The sequence below is a fragment of the Umezawaea endophytica genome (genome assembly GCF_025061645.1).
Classification (GTDB): Bacteria; Actinomycetota; Actinomycetes; order Mycobacteriales; family Pseudonocardiaceae; genus Umezawaea; species Umezawaea endophytica.
On sequence record NZ_JANYMP010000010.1, the window covers coordinates 242256 to 258552 of the forward strand.

Here is a 16297-nt window from a genome sequence, read left to right on the forward strand (position 1 = left end):
CACGGTACGGACCGCGTGCAAGCCGCCATCGGGGTGTTCCGCGCATAACGTTCCCGCCCTGGCGTCGTTGGACAGGGCAGACCCGACGCGAGAGGGGCTGGGAATGCTGCTCGAGGACGGCACCGAGCTGAACGTGGTGCGCTCCGGTGATCCGGACGCCCCGGTGACCGTGGTGCTGGTGCACGGCTACGCCCTCGACCACCGCACGTGGTGGCGCGTGGTCGACGGGCTGAGCCCGATCTGCCAGGTCGTCGCGTACGACCACCGGGGGCACGGCAGGTCCGACCCGGCCACGAAGGAGACCGCCACCATCGAACGGCTGGCCGACGACCTCGGTGAGCTGCTGGAACGCGCAGTCCCCACCGGTCAGGTCGTCCTCGTGGGGCACTCGATGGGCGGCATGGCCGTGCTGGCGATGGCCGAACGGCGTCCTCGGCTCTACCGGCAGCGCGTCGCGGGTGTCGTGTTCGTCTCGACGGCGACCACCGGCCTGGCGGAGACGGCGCTGGCGTGGCCGAAGGCCGTCGGCAAGCTGGTGCGCGAGCTGGAACGGGCCTTCGGCCCGATCGTGCGGGCCGTCCGCGAGAAGATCGAGCCGACTAAGACGGCGGGCCTGCGGTGGTGGCTGTTCGGCGACCAGCCGCGCGCCGAGGACGTCGAGCTGACCGCCGAGGTGGTCTGGGCGCACTGGCCCGCGACCGTCGCCCTGTTCCGGCCTGCGGTCGACCGCTACGACCGCGAGGCGGCGCTCACGGTGGCGGGGGAGAAGCCCGTCGTCGCGATCGTCGGCGACGAGGACAGGCTGTGCCCCGAGTCGAACGCGCGAGACCTGGCCGGGGTCGTGGGCGGGGAAGCGCTGGTCGTGCCGGACGCCGGGCACATGCTCCCGCTGGAACGACCCGACGAAATTATCGCCTGCGTTGCGAAATTCGTGAACTCGGAGTCCCGCGTTCGGTGATGGCCGGTTAGGGTTCTGCCATGGTGGCCCTGAACGCCTGGTACGGCGACGAGTTGATCAGCCTTCGTGGCGCTGACGACCTGGACGTGTTGCTCGACCGGATGACCCGCGAACACGCGGCAGCCCAAGCACCCCCGCTGCTCCAGATCTCCCGGAGAGAGCGGGGGTCGTGGGCGATCCTGCACGTCGGACTGAACCACAACCGCGGCGTAGTCGGGCACACCGACAAGTCCGGGGCCGTGATCAGCACGAACGGCACCCCGGCGAACGGTCGTGACCTCACCTACGACCACCGCGGGGAGCCGCACCCGATGCCGTCCAACGCGGAAGTCCCCGCGGCCAACGTCCGTCAGGCCGCGCACGACTTCCTGCGCACGGACGGCGCCCGCCCGACGTGCGTCCAGTGGCAGGTCACGGTCTCCCCGGCCGACTGACCCACCCGTCCTCTCCGGACGGTGCCCACCGTCGTGCACCGTCCGGACCTACTCCCTCACTCCAGGTGGGACGATCCACCCCGGAGCACGTCTGAGCCCCCTCGACCACCGCGGTCGAGGGGGCTCAGACATGTGCTCGCCGACGTCAGCCCTTCAGCGTCGGGTAGTCCAGGTAGCCGGTGTGGTCGCCACCGAAGAAGGTCGAGGGGTCCGGGTTCTCGTACGGGCCCTGCGTCGCCAGCCGGGCGGGCAGGTCCGGGTTCGCCAGGTACGACGAGCCGAAGGCGACGAGGTCGGCGCCGACGTCCTCCAGCGCGTCGTGGGCCGCCTCGTGCGGGGCCAGGGGGTTGGCGTCGCGGTGGGGGTTGAGCACCAGCGTGTGCGGCCACGCGGCGCGCAGTTCCCTGGTCAGCTCGCGGTTGCCCGCGACCTCCATGATGTGCAGGTAGGCCAGCGGCAGGTCGCGCAGCGCCTCCAGCAGCGCGAGGTACAGCTCGCGGGAGTCGCCCTCCTCGATGCCCTGGATCAGGTTCGCGGGGGAGATGCGCAGCGCGGTCCGCTCCGGCCCGATGGCGTCGGCCACCGCGCGGACGACCTCGACCGCGTACTTGATGCGGCCCTGCACCGAGCCGCCCCACTCGTCGGTGCGCTGGTTCACGCTGACCGACAGGAACTGCTGCGCCAGGTAGCCGTTGGCGCCGTGGATCTCCACGCCGTCGAACCCGGCGGCGACGGCGTTGCGGGCCGCTGCCACGTGGTCCTGGATGATGTCCACGATCTCGTCGTGCGTGAGCGCGCGGGGCGTCACGTAGTCCTGCGGGCCGGTGTAGGTGAACACCTGGCCCTCCGGGCGCACGGCGGACGGCGCGACCGGGTGGAACCCGGCGATCTCCGGGTGGCCGATGCGGCCGGAGTGCATGATCTGGGCGAAGAACGCCGCGCCGTTGGCCTGCGCGGCCTTGACGACCGGCTTCCAGCTCTCGACCTGCTCCTCGGTGTGCAGGCCCGGCGTGTTCGTGTAGCCCTGGCCGGACAGGCTCGGCTGGATGCCCTCGGTGACGATCAGCGCGGCGGTGGAGCGCTGGCCGTAGTACTGCGCCATCAGGTCCGTCGCGTGGCCCTCGCGGGTCGCGCGGCTCCGCGTCATGGGCGCCATCGCGATCCGGTTCGCGGTCTTGACGGCACCGACGGTGGTCTCTTCGAACAGCCTGCTCATGGTCTTCTGCTCCTGTTGTGTCACCTCGGCCGTCAGAGCCGGCCGGGGAAGTATCCGAGTCGTGAGAGGGGCACCACGAGTTCGCGCTCCTCGTGGGCGAAGCGCGGCGGCAGCGCGGTGAGCCCGACGGCGGCGTCCGGTCCTGCTCGCTCCGACATGTCCCGCCCCCCCTCAAGTACGTTGTCCCCAACATAGTCTGTCCAGCAGAACATCTGTCAAGTCGAAAATATGCCCGAGCGACTAAATGCGGTGTAAGCTGCGGTTATGGCGATCGAGCGGTGTCACGAACTGGTGGAGGGGGACGCGCTGCGCCGCGACTTCGGCTGGGCGCTCGGGGTCGTCTTCCGCGCGTACCTCAAGGCAGGCAACGAGGCCACGGGCACGTTGCCCGGCGGCCCGCGCGGTCACCAGGTGCTGGAGGCGGCCACCAGGCAGCCGCCGGTGAGCCAGAGCGTGATCGCGCAGGAGATCGGCTGCGACCGCACGGTCATGACGTACCTGCTGGACGACCTGGAGCGCGAGGGTCTGCTCACCCGCCGCCCCGACCCGGCCGACCGGCGCAGCCGCCAGGTCGTCGCCACGGACAAGGGCGTCGAACGCCTGGAGCGGCTGCGCGAGCTGATCATGCGCGCCCAGGACTTCGTGCTCCAGGACCTGGACGAGGCCGACCGGCAGACCCTGCGCTGCCTCATGCAGCGCTCGGCGCTCAGGCTCGACTCGCTCGACCCGACGGCCCCCTGCAACGTCGTCCGGGACATCGCCGCCGCCGACCAGGCGTAGCCCACCTTCCATTGAATCAGCTCTTACTTATATAAGTCCCATCTGTCAGACTGGGCCGCGCACACGGCACCGCACGACGGGAGAGGGACCACCGATGATCGACATCGCCGACCACCTGAAGGCCGTCCACCGCGAGGTGGGCAGGCAGACCAGCACCAGCGGCGAGGTCGTCAGCGTCCTGCTGCGGCGCGACTACGACGCCCACGTCGACGACGTCTGGGACGCGCTGACCGACCCCGACCGCCTCAAGCGCTGGTTCCTCCCGATCAGCGGCGACCTGCGGGTGGGCGGCTCGTTCCAGTTGGAGGGCAACGCGGGCGGCGACATCCTCACCTGCGACCCGCCGACCCTGCTGAAGGTCACCTTCGGCGGCCCGACCAGCGTCGTGGAACTGCGCCTCACCGCCACCGGCGACGACACCACCACGCTGGAACTCGACCACACCGTGCCCGTCGAGGTGGCGGGCAGCGGCGCGGGCGCCCTCTACGTCGGCCCCGGCTGGGACAGCGCCTTCCTGGCCCTCGCCCTGTTCCTCGACGACCGGACCACCGAGGACCCGGCGGAGTCCGCGAACTCCCCGGAGGTCCAGGAGTTCTCCCGCCAGTCGGTCCACGCCTGGGCGACCGTCGTGCGGGAGTCCGGCACCGCGACGGCGGACGAGATCACCGCGGCCACCGAGGTGTCACTGGCCCAGTTCGCCCCCACCGAGCCCTGACAGCGGGCGCCCGCCTGCGCTCACGCCCCGGCGGGCGCCCCACCGTGCAGGTCGGCCAGCTCGCCGATGACCTCGCGCGACCGCACGACGTCGAGCGCCACCGCCGCGACCCCCTCCACCGCGGCCCGGTACCTCGCCACGTGCTCGGGGTTCTCCAGGAACACGTCGGCCACCATGCTCTCCAGGTGCACCACCGCCCGCCCGTCGGTGGCGTCGAGCAGCGCGAACGAGCCCGGCACACCGGCGTGCGCGCCCGCCCCGGTCGGCACCACCCGCACCTCGGCGGGCGCCAGCAGCAGGTGCATCAACTGGTCGTGCATCACCGCGCGCCCGCCGACGGGCCTGAGCAGCACCTGCTCCTCCAGGTAGAACACGGCTCTCCCACGCCGGGGCGGCGCCACCGCTCCGAGCGCCCGCGCGTACCCCGGTGTCCGGAGTGGACCGGGGACGACCATGCACGCGTAGTGCGTGACCGCCGTCGACCGGTCGTGCTCCGCCGTCGCGGTCCGCCCGTCGTCCCCGAACGGCCGGACCCACGTGTCCTTCCCGGACTCGCGGCTCAACTCCACCAGCCTGGCGAACTCGGCGCCCCGGACCCTGCACAGCGCCAGGTACGCCGCCACGTCCGTGTCCGACGCGCCGCGCACACCGCTCTCCAGCTTCGACACCTTGCCGAGGCTCCACCCGAGCGCCGCGGCGAGCAGGCCGCTGCGCCACCCGGCCGCCATCCGCTTGTCCCTGAGTTCGCTGCCCAGCCTGCGACTCCGCGTCGTGGACTCCCGCCTCGGCTCCTGTTCGGACATACCGCCCCCCTCTCGTGCAGCTCGGGTGGACAGTAGCGGCGAGCACCGACAAGAACCGGCGTCAGCCGCCGACGTAGGCCGACAGGTGCTTGCCCGTCAGGGTGGTGTGCGCGGCGACGAGATCGGCGGGCGTGCCCTCGAAGACGACCCGGCCGCCGTCGTGGCCCGCCCCCGGACCGAGGTCGATGATCCAGTCGGCGTGCGCCATCACCGCCTGGTGGTGCTCGACGACGATCACCGACTTGCCGGACTCGACGAGCCGGTCCAGCAGCCCGAGCAGGTGCTCCACGTCGGCCAGGTGCAGGCCCGCGGTCGGCTCGTCCAGGACGTAGATCCCGCCCTTCTCGGCCATGTGCGTGGCCAGCTTGAGCCGCTGCCGCTCGCCGCCGGACAGCGTGGTGAGCGGCTGGCCGAGGCTGAGGTAGCCGAGCCCGACGTCGGCGAGTCGCGTGAGGACGGCGTGCGCGGCGGGCGTGCGGGCCTCACCGGAGCCGAAGAACTCCTCCGCCTCGGTCACCGACATCGCGAGCACCTCGCTGATGTCGCGGCCGCCGAAGCGGTACTCCAGCACCGACGAGTCGAACCGCCGCCCCTCGCACTCCTCGCACGTGGTGGCGACCCCCGCCATCATCGCCAGGTCGGTGTAGACGACCCCCGCGCCGTTGCACGCGGGACAGGCGCCCTCCGAGTTCGCGCTGAACAGCGCGGGCTTCACGCCGTTGGCCTTCGCGAAGGCCTTGCGGATCGGTTCGAGCAGGCCGGTGTACGTCGCCGGGTTGCTCCGCCGCGACCCGCGGATCGAGCCCTGGTCGATCGACACCACGTCCTGGCCAGCGGGGATCGACCCGTGCACCAGGGAGCTCTTGCCGGAACCCGCGACACCCGTGATGACGACGAGCACCCCGAGCGGGATGTCGACGTCCACGTCCCGCAGGTTGTGCGCGGACGCGCCGCGGATCTCCAGCGCCCCGGTGGGCTCGCGCACCTCCTCCTTGAGGGACGCGCGGTCGTCGAAGTGGTCGCCGGTGGTGGTGCCGCTGGTCCGCAGCTCCTCGACGGAGCCCTCGAAGCAGACGGTGCCGCCCGCGGTGCCCGCGCCGGGACCGAGGTCCACGACGTGGTCGGCGATCACGATCGTCTCCGGCTTGTGCTCCACGACGAGCACCGTGTTGCCCTTGTCCCGCAGCCGCAGCAGCAGGGTGTTCATCCGCTGGATGTCGTGGGGGTGCAGGCCGATCGTGGGCTCGTCGAAGACGTAGGTCGTGTCGGTGAGCGAGGAGCCGAGGTGGCGGATCATCTTCACCCGCTGCGACTCGCCGCCCGACAGCGTGCCCGCGGGCCGGTCCAGGGAGAGGTAGCCCAGTCCGATCTCGACGAACGAGTCGAGGGTGTGCGCCAGTTTCGCGAGCAGCGGCGCCACCGAGGGCTCGTCGAGCCCCCGCACCCACTCGGCCAGGTCGCTGATCTGCATCGCGCACGCGTCGGCGATGGTGACCTTCCGGATCTTGGACGACCGCGCGGCCTCGCTCAGCCGGGTGCCGTCGCACTCGGGGCACGTGGTGAACGTGACCGCCCGGTCCACGAACGCCCGGATGTGCGGCTGCATCGACTCCCTGTCCTTGGACAGGAACGACTTCTGGATCTTGGGGATGAGCCCCTCGAAGGTGAGGTTGACGCCCTCGACCTTCACCTTCGTCGGCTCCTTGTAGAGGAAGTCGTTCATCTCCTTCTTGGTGAACCTGCGGATCGGCTTGTCCGGGTCGAGGAACCCGGACTCGGCGTAGGTCCGCACCGTCCACCAGCTATCGGACTTCCAGCCGGGGATGGTGAACGCGCCCTCGGCGATCGACTTGGAGTCGTCGTAGAGCTGCGTGAGGTCGATGTCGGACACCTTGCCGCGGCCCTCGCAGCGCGGGCACATGCCGCCGGTGATGCTGAAGTCGCGGCGCTCCTTCACGGTCCGCCCGGCCCGCTCCATCACGACGGCGCCCGCCCCGCTGATCGAGGCGACGTTGAACGAGAACGCCTGCGGTGAGCCGATGTGCGGCTTGCCGAGCCTGCTGAACAGGATGCGCAGCATCGCGTTGGCGTCGGTGGCCGTGCCCACGGTGGACCGGGGGTCGGCGCCCATCCGCTGCTGGTCGACGATGATCGCGGTCGTCAGCCCTTCGAGCACGTCGACCTCTGGTCGCGCCAGCGTCGGCATGAAGCCCTGCACGAACGCGCTGTAGGTCTCGTTGATCATCCGCTGCGACTCGGCGGCGATCGTGCCGAACACCAGCGAGCTCTTGCCGGAGCCGGAGACGCCGGTGAACACCGTGAGCCTGCGCTTCGGGATCTCGACGCTGACGTCCTTGAGGTTGTTCACCCGCGCGCCGTGCACGCGGATCAGGTCGTGCGTGTCGGCTTCGTGCGGCGCAGGCGACTGCGTTCCCGTCTTCTTGGCCGTGCTCATCGTGTCTCCATCCGTCGGGCGGGGTCGCCTCGCTCGTGCCGGTGTGCTCGGTGGCCGTCAGCCCGGCCCGGTGCCGCCGGGCCGGGGTCGGGCGGTCAGCGCAGTTCCTGGATGCGGACCAGGTTGCCCGCGGGGTCGCGGAAAGCGGAGTCGCGAACGCCGTACGGCTGCTCGGTCGGCTCCTGGACGACGTCCGCGCCGCTCGCCTGCAACCGGGCGAACGTGCCGTCGAGGTCCTTGGTGGCCAGGTTGATCCCGCCGTAGGTGCCCTTCGCCATCATCTCGACGACGGTGCGGCGCTCGTCCTCGGTGATGCCGGGGTCGACGGCGGGCGGGTGCAGGACGATGGACGTGCCGGGCTGGTCGACGGGACCGACCGTGATCCAGCGCATCCCGTTGTAGCCGACGTCGTTGCGGACCTCGAAACCGAGGGTGTCGCGGTAGAAGGCCAGCGCCGCGTCGGGGTCGTCGTGGGGGAGGAAGCTCGAATGAATCATGATGTCCATGCCGGTCACACTAGGTGCGGCTCGGAGACCTCGCTTCTCGATTCCTGACCGGTCTGGTCACCTGCTTCGTCACGCACGACGGCATCTCCGGCGCCGCCGGTGCCGTCTGCGCGCGGTAGGTGCTGGGCGGCACGCCGACCAGTTCGGTGAAGCGGGTGCTGAAGGTCCCCAGCGACTGGCAGCCGACCGCGAAGCAGACCTCGGTGACGCTCAGGTCGCCCCGCCGCAGCATCGCCATCGCGCGCTCGATGCGCCGCGTCATCAGGTAGGAGTACGGCGACTCGCCGTAGGCGCGGCGGAACTCCCGGCTGAGGTGGCCCGCCGACATGTTCACCCCGCGCGCGAGCGCCTCGACGTCCAGCGGCTGGGCGTGCTCCCGGTCGATCCGGTCGCGGACGCGGCGCAGCCGCGCGAGGTCGCTCAGGCGCTGGGACTCGGCGGATCGGCTGGTCACCTCCCGATCGTGCCACACCGACGGGCGCGTCCCGGCTCGCGACGCCACGCCGGTCCGCTCGGCTCCCGCGCTGGTAGATCGCCCGATGAGGTGACATTTGGTGATTGTGTGACCACTGGGATCGGGATGTCATGAACGCGTGAGCATGGAATCGTTGGCGGCGCTGGTGGACCGCGGCTTCTACTTCCAGGCGGTGCCGGACGAGCAGGGGGAGATCGAGGTCGTCGTCGGCTCGTACGGCTGGTACGGGTACTACGACAGGATCCACGTGTGGGGTGAGGACGAGGCCGTCGCCGCGCGCGAGCTGAGCGACCACCGGCCGTTCAGCGGCACCGTGGTGTGGAGCTACGAGGGCGGCGCGGCCGACACGGCGCTGGCGCTGCTGGAACTGCCGAAGCCCGGTGAGCCGGGAGCGCCGACGGTGGCCAGGGCGGCTCCGTCCAGCCTGTGGCTGCCGCTGCTGTCGCGGCGGAGGCGACAATGATCGTGTGCTGCCCCAGGAACACCTCATCGCGCGAGTCGTCGACCTGTGCCGTGCCGACGAGCGGTTCGACGCCGTCCTGCGCTACGGCTCGTTCGCGCAGGGGAGCGGCGACGAGCACAGCGACATCGAGTTCTGGTTCTTCTCCGAGGAGGAGATCGACGCACGGGAGTGGTGCTCGCGGATCGCGCCGGTCACCCACCACGTGCGCAACGAGTTCGGCGCGGACGTCGTGTTCTTCCAGGGGTTGGTGCGCGGCGAGTTCCACTTCGCCGCGGACGTCGCCGTCGTGGGGGAGTGGCCCGCTCGCGGTGCCACTGTGGACGACATGGTCGTGGTCGACCGCCGTGGTGCGCTGCGGGCCGTGCTGGAGTCGGTGCCGCTGCGGCCCGACCTGCCCGAGGCGGGTGAGCTGTGCGGTCGGTTCGTGAACTGGCTGGTGCTCGCCCACCACGTCACGGCCAGGGGAGAGGTGCTGCGCGCGGCCGACGCGATGGCGCACGTCCGCCGTCACCTGCTGTGGATGGCGCGCCTGGCCGAGCGGTCGACCGAGCACTGGCTGACCCCGTCCCGGCTCGCCGAGGCCGAACTCCCACCCGCCCTGCTGGCGAGCGTGGACGTCACGGCCCCGAGCGCCGCCTGGCGGGTCGGGCGCGCGCTGTGGGTGCGGCTCGGCTGCCCCGTACCCACCGTCCTCTTCGCGGAGCTGGACGCGGCCCTGTCCTAACGGGACAGTTCGCGCTCCAGCGGCGTGCGGAACCGCGGCTGCACCCGCACCGCCCCGAGCCACCCCGCCAGGGTGGCCGCCTCACGGGCGATCAGCGCCTCGGCGTCGGCACCGACGTCGTCGAGCAGGGTCCAGACGATCTCGCCGTCCGCCCGCTGCGCCCACCCGCCGACGACGCGGCCGTCGCACCAGACGGTCGGTCCGGCGTTGCCCATGGTGTCGAACAACCGCGGCACGTGAGCGGGGGAGAGGTACCAGTCGCGGTCGCGCCAGCCCATCGTCGTCGAGTCCAGTCCCGGCAGCAGCGCGACCCACGGCTCGGGTTCCGCGACCGGTCCGGCGTCGCCGGGCACGACGTACCCCGTGCCCCCGTCGAGTTCGACCTCCTCCATGCCCGCCAGCGCCTGGCGGGTCGCGGTGAGCGACCAGCCGGTCCACCACTTGAGGTCGGCGACCGTCGCCGGGCCGTAGGAGGCGAGCCACCGGCGGGCCAGCTCGGCCTGGGTGTCGGCGATGGGCAGGTCCGGCCACGGGGTCGCCGTGGTCCAGCGGAACTGGCTGCTGATCCACGACCCGCGCGGCCGCGCGCGGCGGATGAGGCCGTCGCAGGCCAGGATGCGGATGACCCGGCTGGAGACGTTCTGCTTGGTCTCGTAGGGCTTCCCCGCGGCGACGACGACCTGTTCGCACAGGGCGGGCACGTCCTGGCCGAGCTGCACGGCCGTCGCCTCGCCCCTGGCGCGCAGGGCTTCCAGGACGGCCTGCTGGACCTCGAGGAGCCGTCGAACGTCCCAGCCGACGCCGTCGGCGAGGTAGGTGAGGAGTTTCGCGCGTTCCCTCGCCGCGATGGTGACGCCGGTCGAGCCGTTGACCAGGGGAGCGAGGTCGGCGGGCACGACGAACATCGTGCGGCGCATGGCGAGCAGGCGGTGCAGCGTCACGTCGTCGTACAGCGCGCGCTCGACGGGTTCGTGGCCCGGTGTCCGGAGCCTGGCCGCGAGGGAGAGGTACACGGTGGCCGGGTCGGTGGCGTGCACGGCGACGAGCGCGTCCGCGACCTCTTCGACGCCGTCGACGTGCGTCGAGGGCGCGAGGAGGTGTCGTGTGCCGAGCCGGGCCCGGCGTTGGCGCTGGTCGATCCGGGGGAGTGCCACCTTGCCGTCCAATCAGTAGTGGTCTCTATAGCTTCAGTGTTGACCAAAACCAGTCTTCGCCAACTCGAACGTCGCCACCACCTTGTCCCCGACCTGGGACACGGCCGCTCCGCAGCCGACAAGCGCACGGACGGCGGGGGTGTTCTCCGGTGTGGTGTCGGCGACGACGGTCGTCCACCTGAGTTCTGTCGCGCGGTCGAGGACGGCGAGCAGTGCGCTCGCCCCGACGCCCTTGCCCCTGGTCGAGGTCCCCAGCCACATCCCGGTCTCGGCGACCCCGTCCTGCGCGGTCGGGGTCAGTCGGATCATGCCGACGGTCCGGTCGTCCAGGACCACCTCGTACATGACCTCCTGGTGCAGCCGGTAGAACCGGCGGAAGGCCTCCTGGCGCGTGGTCGACCAGCCCGGCGGCTCGTCGACCGGTGGCATGACGTCCTCCTCGGTCGCTTCCGCCACGGCGACGGCCAGCAGCCGTTCGACGCCTGCGGCGGTCAGCGGGGTCAGTCGCACGGAGTGGGGCATCGGGCCATCGTGCCGGATGGATCTACGCTGATCGCGGACAGGCGCATCTCGAACGGGTGGGACTTCGATGTCGGCGACACGGCTGCTGGTGCTCGGTGTGGTGCGCGGTTACGGCAGCGCCCACGGTTACCTGGTGGGCACCGACCTCGTGGCGTGGGGCGCGGACGAGTGGGCGAACGTGAAGTGGGGGTCGATCTACCACGCGCTCAAGCAGCTCGCCAAGGAAGGGTTCCTGTCCGAGTCGCTGGTGCCGCCCGCCAGGACGGACTACCGGCTGACCGACCAGGGCGAGGCCGAGTACCTGAGGCTGCTGCGGGACGCGGTGAGGCTGCCCGACGTGCGGCCGGACATGCTCGGTGCCGGGTTGGCGCTGCTGCCGTCGCTCACCCGCGAGGAGGCGATCGGGTTGTTGAAGCAGCGGCTGGAGGTGCTGGAGGGCAGGCGTGACTCCGCGCACGACCTGCGGGAGTCGTGGGGGCGGCCCGCGCACGTGAAGGAGCTGTTCGGGCTGTGGGAGCACACGGCGGCCGGTGACGTGGCGTGGACGCTGGGGCTGATCGGCCGGTTGGAGTCGGGTGCCTATCCGATGATGGGTGAGCCGGAGTCGCCCGGTCCTGCCGGGAGTTGGCACGACCCGTCGTTGGCGCGCTTCCCGTAGGAGCTCGTGTCCGTGGGTATCGGGGACACGTTTTGTGCATTTACTCAAGTTTGAGTCATCGGGGTGGATCGTGCACACTCGTCGCTGGCGTTCGCGGGGGAGGAGCCGTTCCGCATTCTCACCCGATGGGGGAGCGCTCGGCGTCTCGACCAGGGGCAGCGTGGGAGTTCTGTCGCCCCCTCGGGTGACACGGTAAGGGCGCTCCGCGCCCGGATCGGGCTGGTCGGCGGGCGGAACTGTCGGAGCTGTACGGGATGGTGATCGTCGTGGTGGGGCCGACGGTCGGCACCGTCGGATTCTCGTGATCTCGGGAGGGTTTTCGTGGGGCTGGAACGGTGCGCGGCGGTGTTCGAGGCGGCTGATCCGCCGAGGACGTCGACCGTGGCGTTCTACGGGGTGGACCTGCCGGAGGGGGAGTTCGGCGAGGTGACGATCGCGGACGCGGAGGGCTGGGTGCGGACGGTGCCCGCGGTGCGGGTCCCGGTCGCCGACGCGGTGCCGGTGCTGAGCCGGGCCCGTCGCGCGGCCGACGCGCACCCGGCGGCGGCGTTCTGGGGCACGGCCGTCGTGGTGGCGATGCAGCTCGTGGCGCGCGGTCGGCTGCTGCCGTCGGTGACGGAGGGCGAGTTCGACGCGTGGCGGGTCGGGCCGTTGGAGACGATGGACGTGGAGGTCGTCCGGGCGTTGGCGGCGTCGATGCCCGCGCAGGCCAGGGCGGTGCCGCTGCCGGGTCGGGAGCCCGCGGAGCTGGCGGACGCCGAGGCGTTGGTGCGGGGGTTCATCGACGCGGTGGCGGACGGGATGCCGCGGGGTGCGGCGGCCGTGCACGCGGCGGGTGCTCCGGTGTTCGCGGCGGTGGCGCCGCAGAGGGTGCCGCACCTGAGGTCGTGGGCCGAGCGGGGGGTGCGGATCTCGCTGCGGATCGAGGGCGACTTCGTGACGGGTCGGTTCCGGGCGGTGGTGCAGGTGCACAGCCTGGCGGATCCGTCGCTGGTGGTGGACGCGGACCGGTTGTGGGCGGATCGGTCGGCGGGGCGGGCGCGGTTGGACGCGGCGGTGGCGGTGCGGCGGGCGGCGCGGGCGTGGGCGCCGTTGGGGCAGTTGCTGGACGCATCGGTGCCCGCGGAGGTCGAGCTGGGTGACGAGGACGTGGCCGATCTGCTGGTGCGGGGCGCGATCAGGCTCGCGGGTGTGGGGGTGGACCTGCACTGGCCGAAGGACCTGGTGCGGGATCTGACGTCGAGGGCGGTGGTGGAGGGGCAGGCTCCCCCGTCGGACGTGCCGTCGTTCTTCGGGGGTGGTCGGCTGCTGGGGTTCGACTGGCAGTTGGCGCTGGGTGGTGATCCGCTGACGGAGGAGGAGATGGACCGGTTGGCGGAGGCGCACCGGCCGGTGGTGCGGTTGCGCGACCAGTGGCTGCTGGTCGATCCGGAGTTGGCGCGGCGGGCGCGGGAGCGGTCGATCAAGCCGTTGACGGCGATCGACGCGTTGGGCGCGGTGCTGACGGGGACGGCCGAGGTCGACGGTGAGCTGGTGCCGGTGGCGTCGAGCGGGTGGCTGGAGGCGCTGCGGGCGCGGATCGAGGCGCCGGACGAGGGCGCGGAGGCGGTGGCGCAGCCCGCGGAGCTGCGGGCGACGTTGCGCGACTACCAGTTGCGCGGGTTGCGGTGGTTGGCGCGGATGACGTCGTTGGGGCTGGGTGGCTGCCTGGCCGACGACATGGGGCTGGGGAAGACGATCACGTTGATCGCGTTGCACCTGCACCGGGCGAGTGGTCCGACGTTGGTGGTGTGCCCGGCGTCGTTGTTGGGGAACTGGGAGCGGGAGATCAGGCGGTTCGCGCCGGGGGTGGAGGTGCGGCGGTTCCACGGCGGGTCGCGGTCGTTGGAGGGGGTGGGGTCGGGGTTCGTGCTGACGACGTACGGCACGATGCGGCTGGACGCGGCCCGGTTGGGTGAGGTCGAGTGGGGGCTGCTGGTCGCGGACGAGGCTCAGCACGTGAAGAACCCCAGGTCGGGGACGGCGAAGGCGTTGCGGAAGATCCCGTCGCGGGCGCGGGTGGCGTTGACGGGCACGCCGGTGGAGAACACCCTGTCGGAGCTGTGGGCGATCCTGGACTGGACCACGCCGGGGCTGTTGGGGTCGTTGGCGTCGTTCCGGTCGCGGTGGGCGAAGCCGATCGAGGGTGACGCGGACGGTGAGGTCGCGGACCGGTTGAGCCGGTTGGTGCGGCCGTTCCTGCTGCGCCGGAAGAAGTCCGATCCCGGTATCGCGCCGGAGTTGCCGCCGAAGACGGAGACGGACCAGCCGGTGGCGTTGACCCGTGAGCAGGCCGCGCTGTACGAGGCGACGGTGCGGGAGCTGATGGCGGAGATCGCGGGCGCGAGCGGTGGTGACATGGCTCGGCGCGGGCTGATCGTGAAGCTGCTGACCGGGTTGAAGCAGATCTGCAACCACCCGGCGCAGTACCTGAAGGAGAGCGCTCCGCCGTTGGTGGGGCGGTCCGGGAAGTTGGAGCTGCTCGACGAGCTGCTGGACACGATCCTGGCCGAGGGTGGCGCGGTGCTGGTGTTCACGCAGTACGTGGCGATGGCGCGGCTGATCGAGCGCCACCTGGCGGATCGGGGAGTGGCGACGCAGTTCCTGCACGGCGGCACGCCGGTGGCGAAGCGGGAGGCGCTGGTGCGGCGGTTCCAGGAGGGGGAGGTGCCGGTGTTCCTGCTGTCGTTGAAGGCGGCGGGCACCGGGTTGAACCTGACGCGCGCGGATCACGTCGTGCACTTCGACCGGTGGTGGAACCCGGCGGTGGAGGACCAGGCGACCGATCGCGCGTACCGGATCGGTCAGACGCGGCCGGTGCAGGTGCACCGGTTGATCGCGGAGGGGACGGTGGAGGACCGGATCGCGGAGATGTTGGCCGCGAAGCGGCAGTTGGCCGACGCGGTGCTGGCGGGCGGGGAGGCGGCGTTGACGGAGCTGTCCGACGCGGAGCTGGCGGACCTGGTCGAGCTGAGGAGTGGGCGATGACCGATCGGGTGCGGGGGTATCCGGCGTTCCCGAAGGGGCCGCGTCGGGCTCGGACGTGGTGGGGGAAGGCGTGGGTGCAGGCGGTCGAGGACACCTCGCTCGACCAGGGGCAGATGCGGTTGGGGCGGAGGTTCGCCGTCGCGGGTGTGGTGGGGACGATCACCGTGAGTCCGGGCAGGTTGGCTGCGGCGGTCTACGACACCGAGGACACCTATCGGACGTCGGTGTCGCTCACGCCGTTGTCGGACGCGGAGTGGGGGAGGTTCCTGGCGCAGGTCGCGGCGAAGGCGGGGCACATCGCCGCGTTGATCGACGGGGACGTGCCCCACGACCTGGTGGCCGCGGCGGACGACGCGGGTGTGCAGTTGCTGCCGGGGATCGGCGACCTGGATCCGGAGTGCACCTGTCCCGGCTGGGAGTTGCCGTGTCGGCACGCGGCGGCGTTGTGCACGCAGGCGTCGTGGTTGCTGGACGCGGACCCGTGGGTCCTGCTGCTCCTGCGGGGGCGTGAGCAGGCCGAGGTGTTGGCCGAACTCCAGCTCAGCGACACCGAGGAGCCCCGGTCGGTCGGTGTCCCGGCCACGGAGGTGTTCGCCGCGCCGGTCGTGCCGCTGCCCGCTCCGCCACCACTGGCCGCATTGGGCCCGCTGCCGGAGTTCGACCCGGTGGAGGGTGTGGACGTGGAAGCACTGCGCTGGCTGGTCGCCGACGCGGCGGCGCGGGCGCGGGAGTTGCTGCTGACCGGCGAGCTGCCCGTGTTGGACGAGTGGCACGACCGCGTCCGAATGGCGTGCACCGTCGCCGACCCTGGGCTGACCGCCAGACTCGCCGCGGTGGGTCCAGGCCTGCCGCGGGCGATGCGCGCCTGGGGTTACGGGGGCTCGGCGGCACTGACGGTCCTCGACACCCCGTGGTCACCGTCGAAGGCGGAGACGGCCAGGGCGCGTCGAGCGTGGGAGGGCGAGGAACTGCCGGTGGCGACGGTGTGGCGAAACCGCTGGACGGTCGAGGCCGAGGGCCTGCAACTCCGCTTCGGCCAAGACGGCCGCTGGTACCCGTACCGCGAGGAGCAGGGCGTCTGGTGGCCGGCGGGCCCACCAGACCGAGACCCGGCAGCAGCACTCTCCGACCTGATGACCTGAACCACCACACCCGTGGTACCACAGGCGTGGTGACCCAACCCTCAACCACCCGGTAACGGCCAGACACACACCTGGCCCGCCCGCTCCCGAACCCACCGACAGGAGACACCACTCGACGACGCCCCAACAGTGACCACCGCTCCGGCCACCGAACAACGCTGGCTACCGAGCAGCCCGCCAAGTCCGGTCTGGGCCCACCCGCCGAGCACCGCCCCCACAAGCCCACGCCTCGGGCGCCGGCTCACCTAGCCTGAACCCACCTGGG

At 71.5% G+C, this 16297-nt stretch carries 17 protein-coding genes; 9 read left to right on the top strand and 8 right to left on the bottom strand.

All coding sequences use genetic code 11. From position 1 onward, the window contains the following. Positions 1-103: 103 nt before the first annotated feature. The gene (locus NZH93_RS22075; RefSeq protein ID WP_259625053.1) at positions 104-958 is read left to right on the top strand and encodes an alpha/beta fold hydrolase; all 855 of its coding nucleotides are present in this window, start codon (positions 104-106) and stop codon (positions 956-958) included. A gap of 20 nt (positions 959-978) precedes the next feature. Then, positions 979-1392: an Imm1 family immunity protein gene (locus NZH93_RS22080; RefSeq protein WP_259625054.1), complete on the top strand. Its 414-nt coding sequence runs from the start codon at positions 979-981 to the stop codon at positions 1390-1392. Between the two features lie 145 nt (positions 1393-1537). On the opposite strand, the gene NZH93_RS22085 is transcribed toward NZH93_RS22080, so the two are convergent. Both NZH93_RS22085 and NZH93_RS22090 read right to left on the bottom strand, forming a co-directional pair. After that, positions 1538-2608 (bottom strand): alkene reductase, encoded by a 1071-nt coding sequence (locus NZH93_RS22085; protein WP_259625055.1) that lies wholly within the window; start codon positions 2606-2608, stop codon positions 1538-1540. Positions 2609-2640: 32 nt separating this feature from the next. Further along, the gene (locus NZH93_RS22090; protein ID WP_259625056.1) at positions 2641-2766 is read right to left on the bottom strand and encodes a hypothetical protein; all 126 of its coding nucleotides are present in this window, start codon (positions 2764-2766) and stop codon (positions 2641-2643) included. Between the two features lie 106 nt (positions 2767-2872). Between NZH93_RS22090 and NZH93_RS22095 the strand changes: the two genes are divergently transcribed. Both NZH93_RS22095 and NZH93_RS22100 read left to right on the top strand, forming a co-directional pair. Then, positions 2873-3388, top strand: a complete 516-nt coding sequence (locus NZH93_RS22095) for a MarR family winged helix-turn-helix transcriptional regulator (protein WP_259625057.1) — start codon at positions 2873-2875, stop codon at positions 3386-3388. Between the two features lie 94 nt (positions 3389-3482). Then, positions 3483-4103 carry an SRPBCC family protein gene (locus NZH93_RS22100; protein WP_259625058.1) on the top strand — a complete coding sequence of 207 codons (621 nt, stop codon included), beginning with the start codon at positions 3483-3485 and terminating at the stop codon, positions 4101-4103. 20 nt (positions 4104-4123) lie between these two features. Here NZH93_RS22100 and NZH93_RS22105 read toward each other — a convergent pair whose 3' ends face one another. From NZH93_RS22105 to NZH93_RS22120, 4 genes are all read right to left on the bottom strand, one after another. Continuing rightward, positions 4124-4906 carry a helix-turn-helix domain-containing protein gene (locus tag NZH93_RS22105; RefSeq protein ID WP_259625059.1) on the bottom strand — a complete coding sequence of 261 codons (783 nt, stop codon included), beginning with the start codon at positions 4904-4906 and terminating at the stop codon, positions 4124-4126. Between the two features lie 61 nt (positions 4907-4967). Beyond that, on the bottom strand, positions 4968-7361 hold the full coding sequence (locus NZH93_RS22110) for an ATP-binding cassette domain-containing protein (protein ID WP_259625060.1): 2394 nt from the start codon (positions 7359-7361) through the stop codon (positions 4968-4970). A 95-nt stretch (positions 7362-7456) separates the two neighbouring features. Then, positions 7457-7867, bottom strand: coding sequence for a VOC family protein (locus NZH93_RS22115; RefSeq protein WP_259625061.1), 411 nt, complete (start codon positions 7865-7867; stop codon positions 7457-7459). Between the two features lie 10 nt (positions 7868-7877). Beyond that, positions 7878-8321, bottom strand: a complete 444-nt coding sequence (locus tag NZH93_RS22120) for a helix-turn-helix transcriptional regulator (protein ID WP_259625062.1) — start codon at positions 8319-8321, stop codon at positions 7878-7880. A 139-nt stretch (positions 8322-8460) separates the two neighbouring features. Here NZH93_RS22120 and NZH93_RS22125 point away from each other — a divergent pair, with 139 nt between their 5' ends. After that, the gene (locus tag NZH93_RS22125; protein WP_259625063.1) at positions 8461-8805 is read left to right on the top strand and encodes a hypothetical protein; all 345 of its coding nucleotides are present in this window, start codon (positions 8461-8463) and stop codon (positions 8803-8805) included. A 4-nt stretch (positions 8806-8809) separates the two neighbouring features. Further along, positions 8810-9529: a hypothetical protein gene (locus NZH93_RS22130; RefSeq protein ID WP_259625064.1), complete on the top strand. Its 720-nt coding sequence runs from the start codon at positions 8810-8812 to the stop codon at positions 9527-9529. On the opposite strand, the gene NZH93_RS22135 is transcribed toward NZH93_RS22130, so the two are convergent. Next, the gene (locus NZH93_RS22135; protein WP_259625065.1) at positions 9526-10683 is read right to left on the bottom strand and encodes a winged helix DNA-binding domain-containing protein; all 1158 of its coding nucleotides are present in this window, start codon (positions 10681-10683) and stop codon (positions 9526-9528) included. The two genes, NZH93_RS22130 and NZH93_RS22135, sit on opposite strands and share 4 nt — an antisense overlap. A 33-nt stretch (positions 10684-10716) precedes the next feature. Next, entirely contained in the window at positions 10717-11205 is a 489-nt protein-coding gene (locus NZH93_RS22140; protein ID WP_259625066.1) for a GNAT family N-acetyltransferase, read from the bottom strand. Positions 11206-11272: 67 nt separating this feature from the next. Between NZH93_RS22140 and NZH93_RS22145 the strand changes: the two genes are divergently transcribed. The 3 genes from NZH93_RS22145 (at position 11273) to NZH93_RS22155 (ending at position 16032) form a co-directional block, all read left to right on the top strand. Further along, positions 11273-11863, top strand: coding sequence for a PadR family transcriptional regulator (locus NZH93_RS22145; RefSeq protein ID WP_259625067.1), 591 nt, complete (start codon positions 11273-11275; stop codon positions 11861-11863). A 321-nt stretch (positions 11864-12184) separates the two neighbouring features. Then, complete coding sequence (locus tag NZH93_RS22150; RefSeq protein WP_372506742.1) at positions 12185-14890, top strand: SCO1167/SCO6262 family helicase; 2706 nt, start codon at positions 12185-12187, stop codon at positions 14888-14890. Beyond that, complete coding sequence (locus NZH93_RS22155; RefSeq protein WP_259625068.1) at positions 14887-16032, top strand: SWIM zinc finger family protein; 1146 nt, start codon at positions 14887-14889, stop codon at positions 16030-16032. The genes NZH93_RS22150 and NZH93_RS22155 overlap by 4 nt, the downstream gene beginning before the upstream one ends. Positions 16033-16297: the final 265 nt, after the last annotated feature.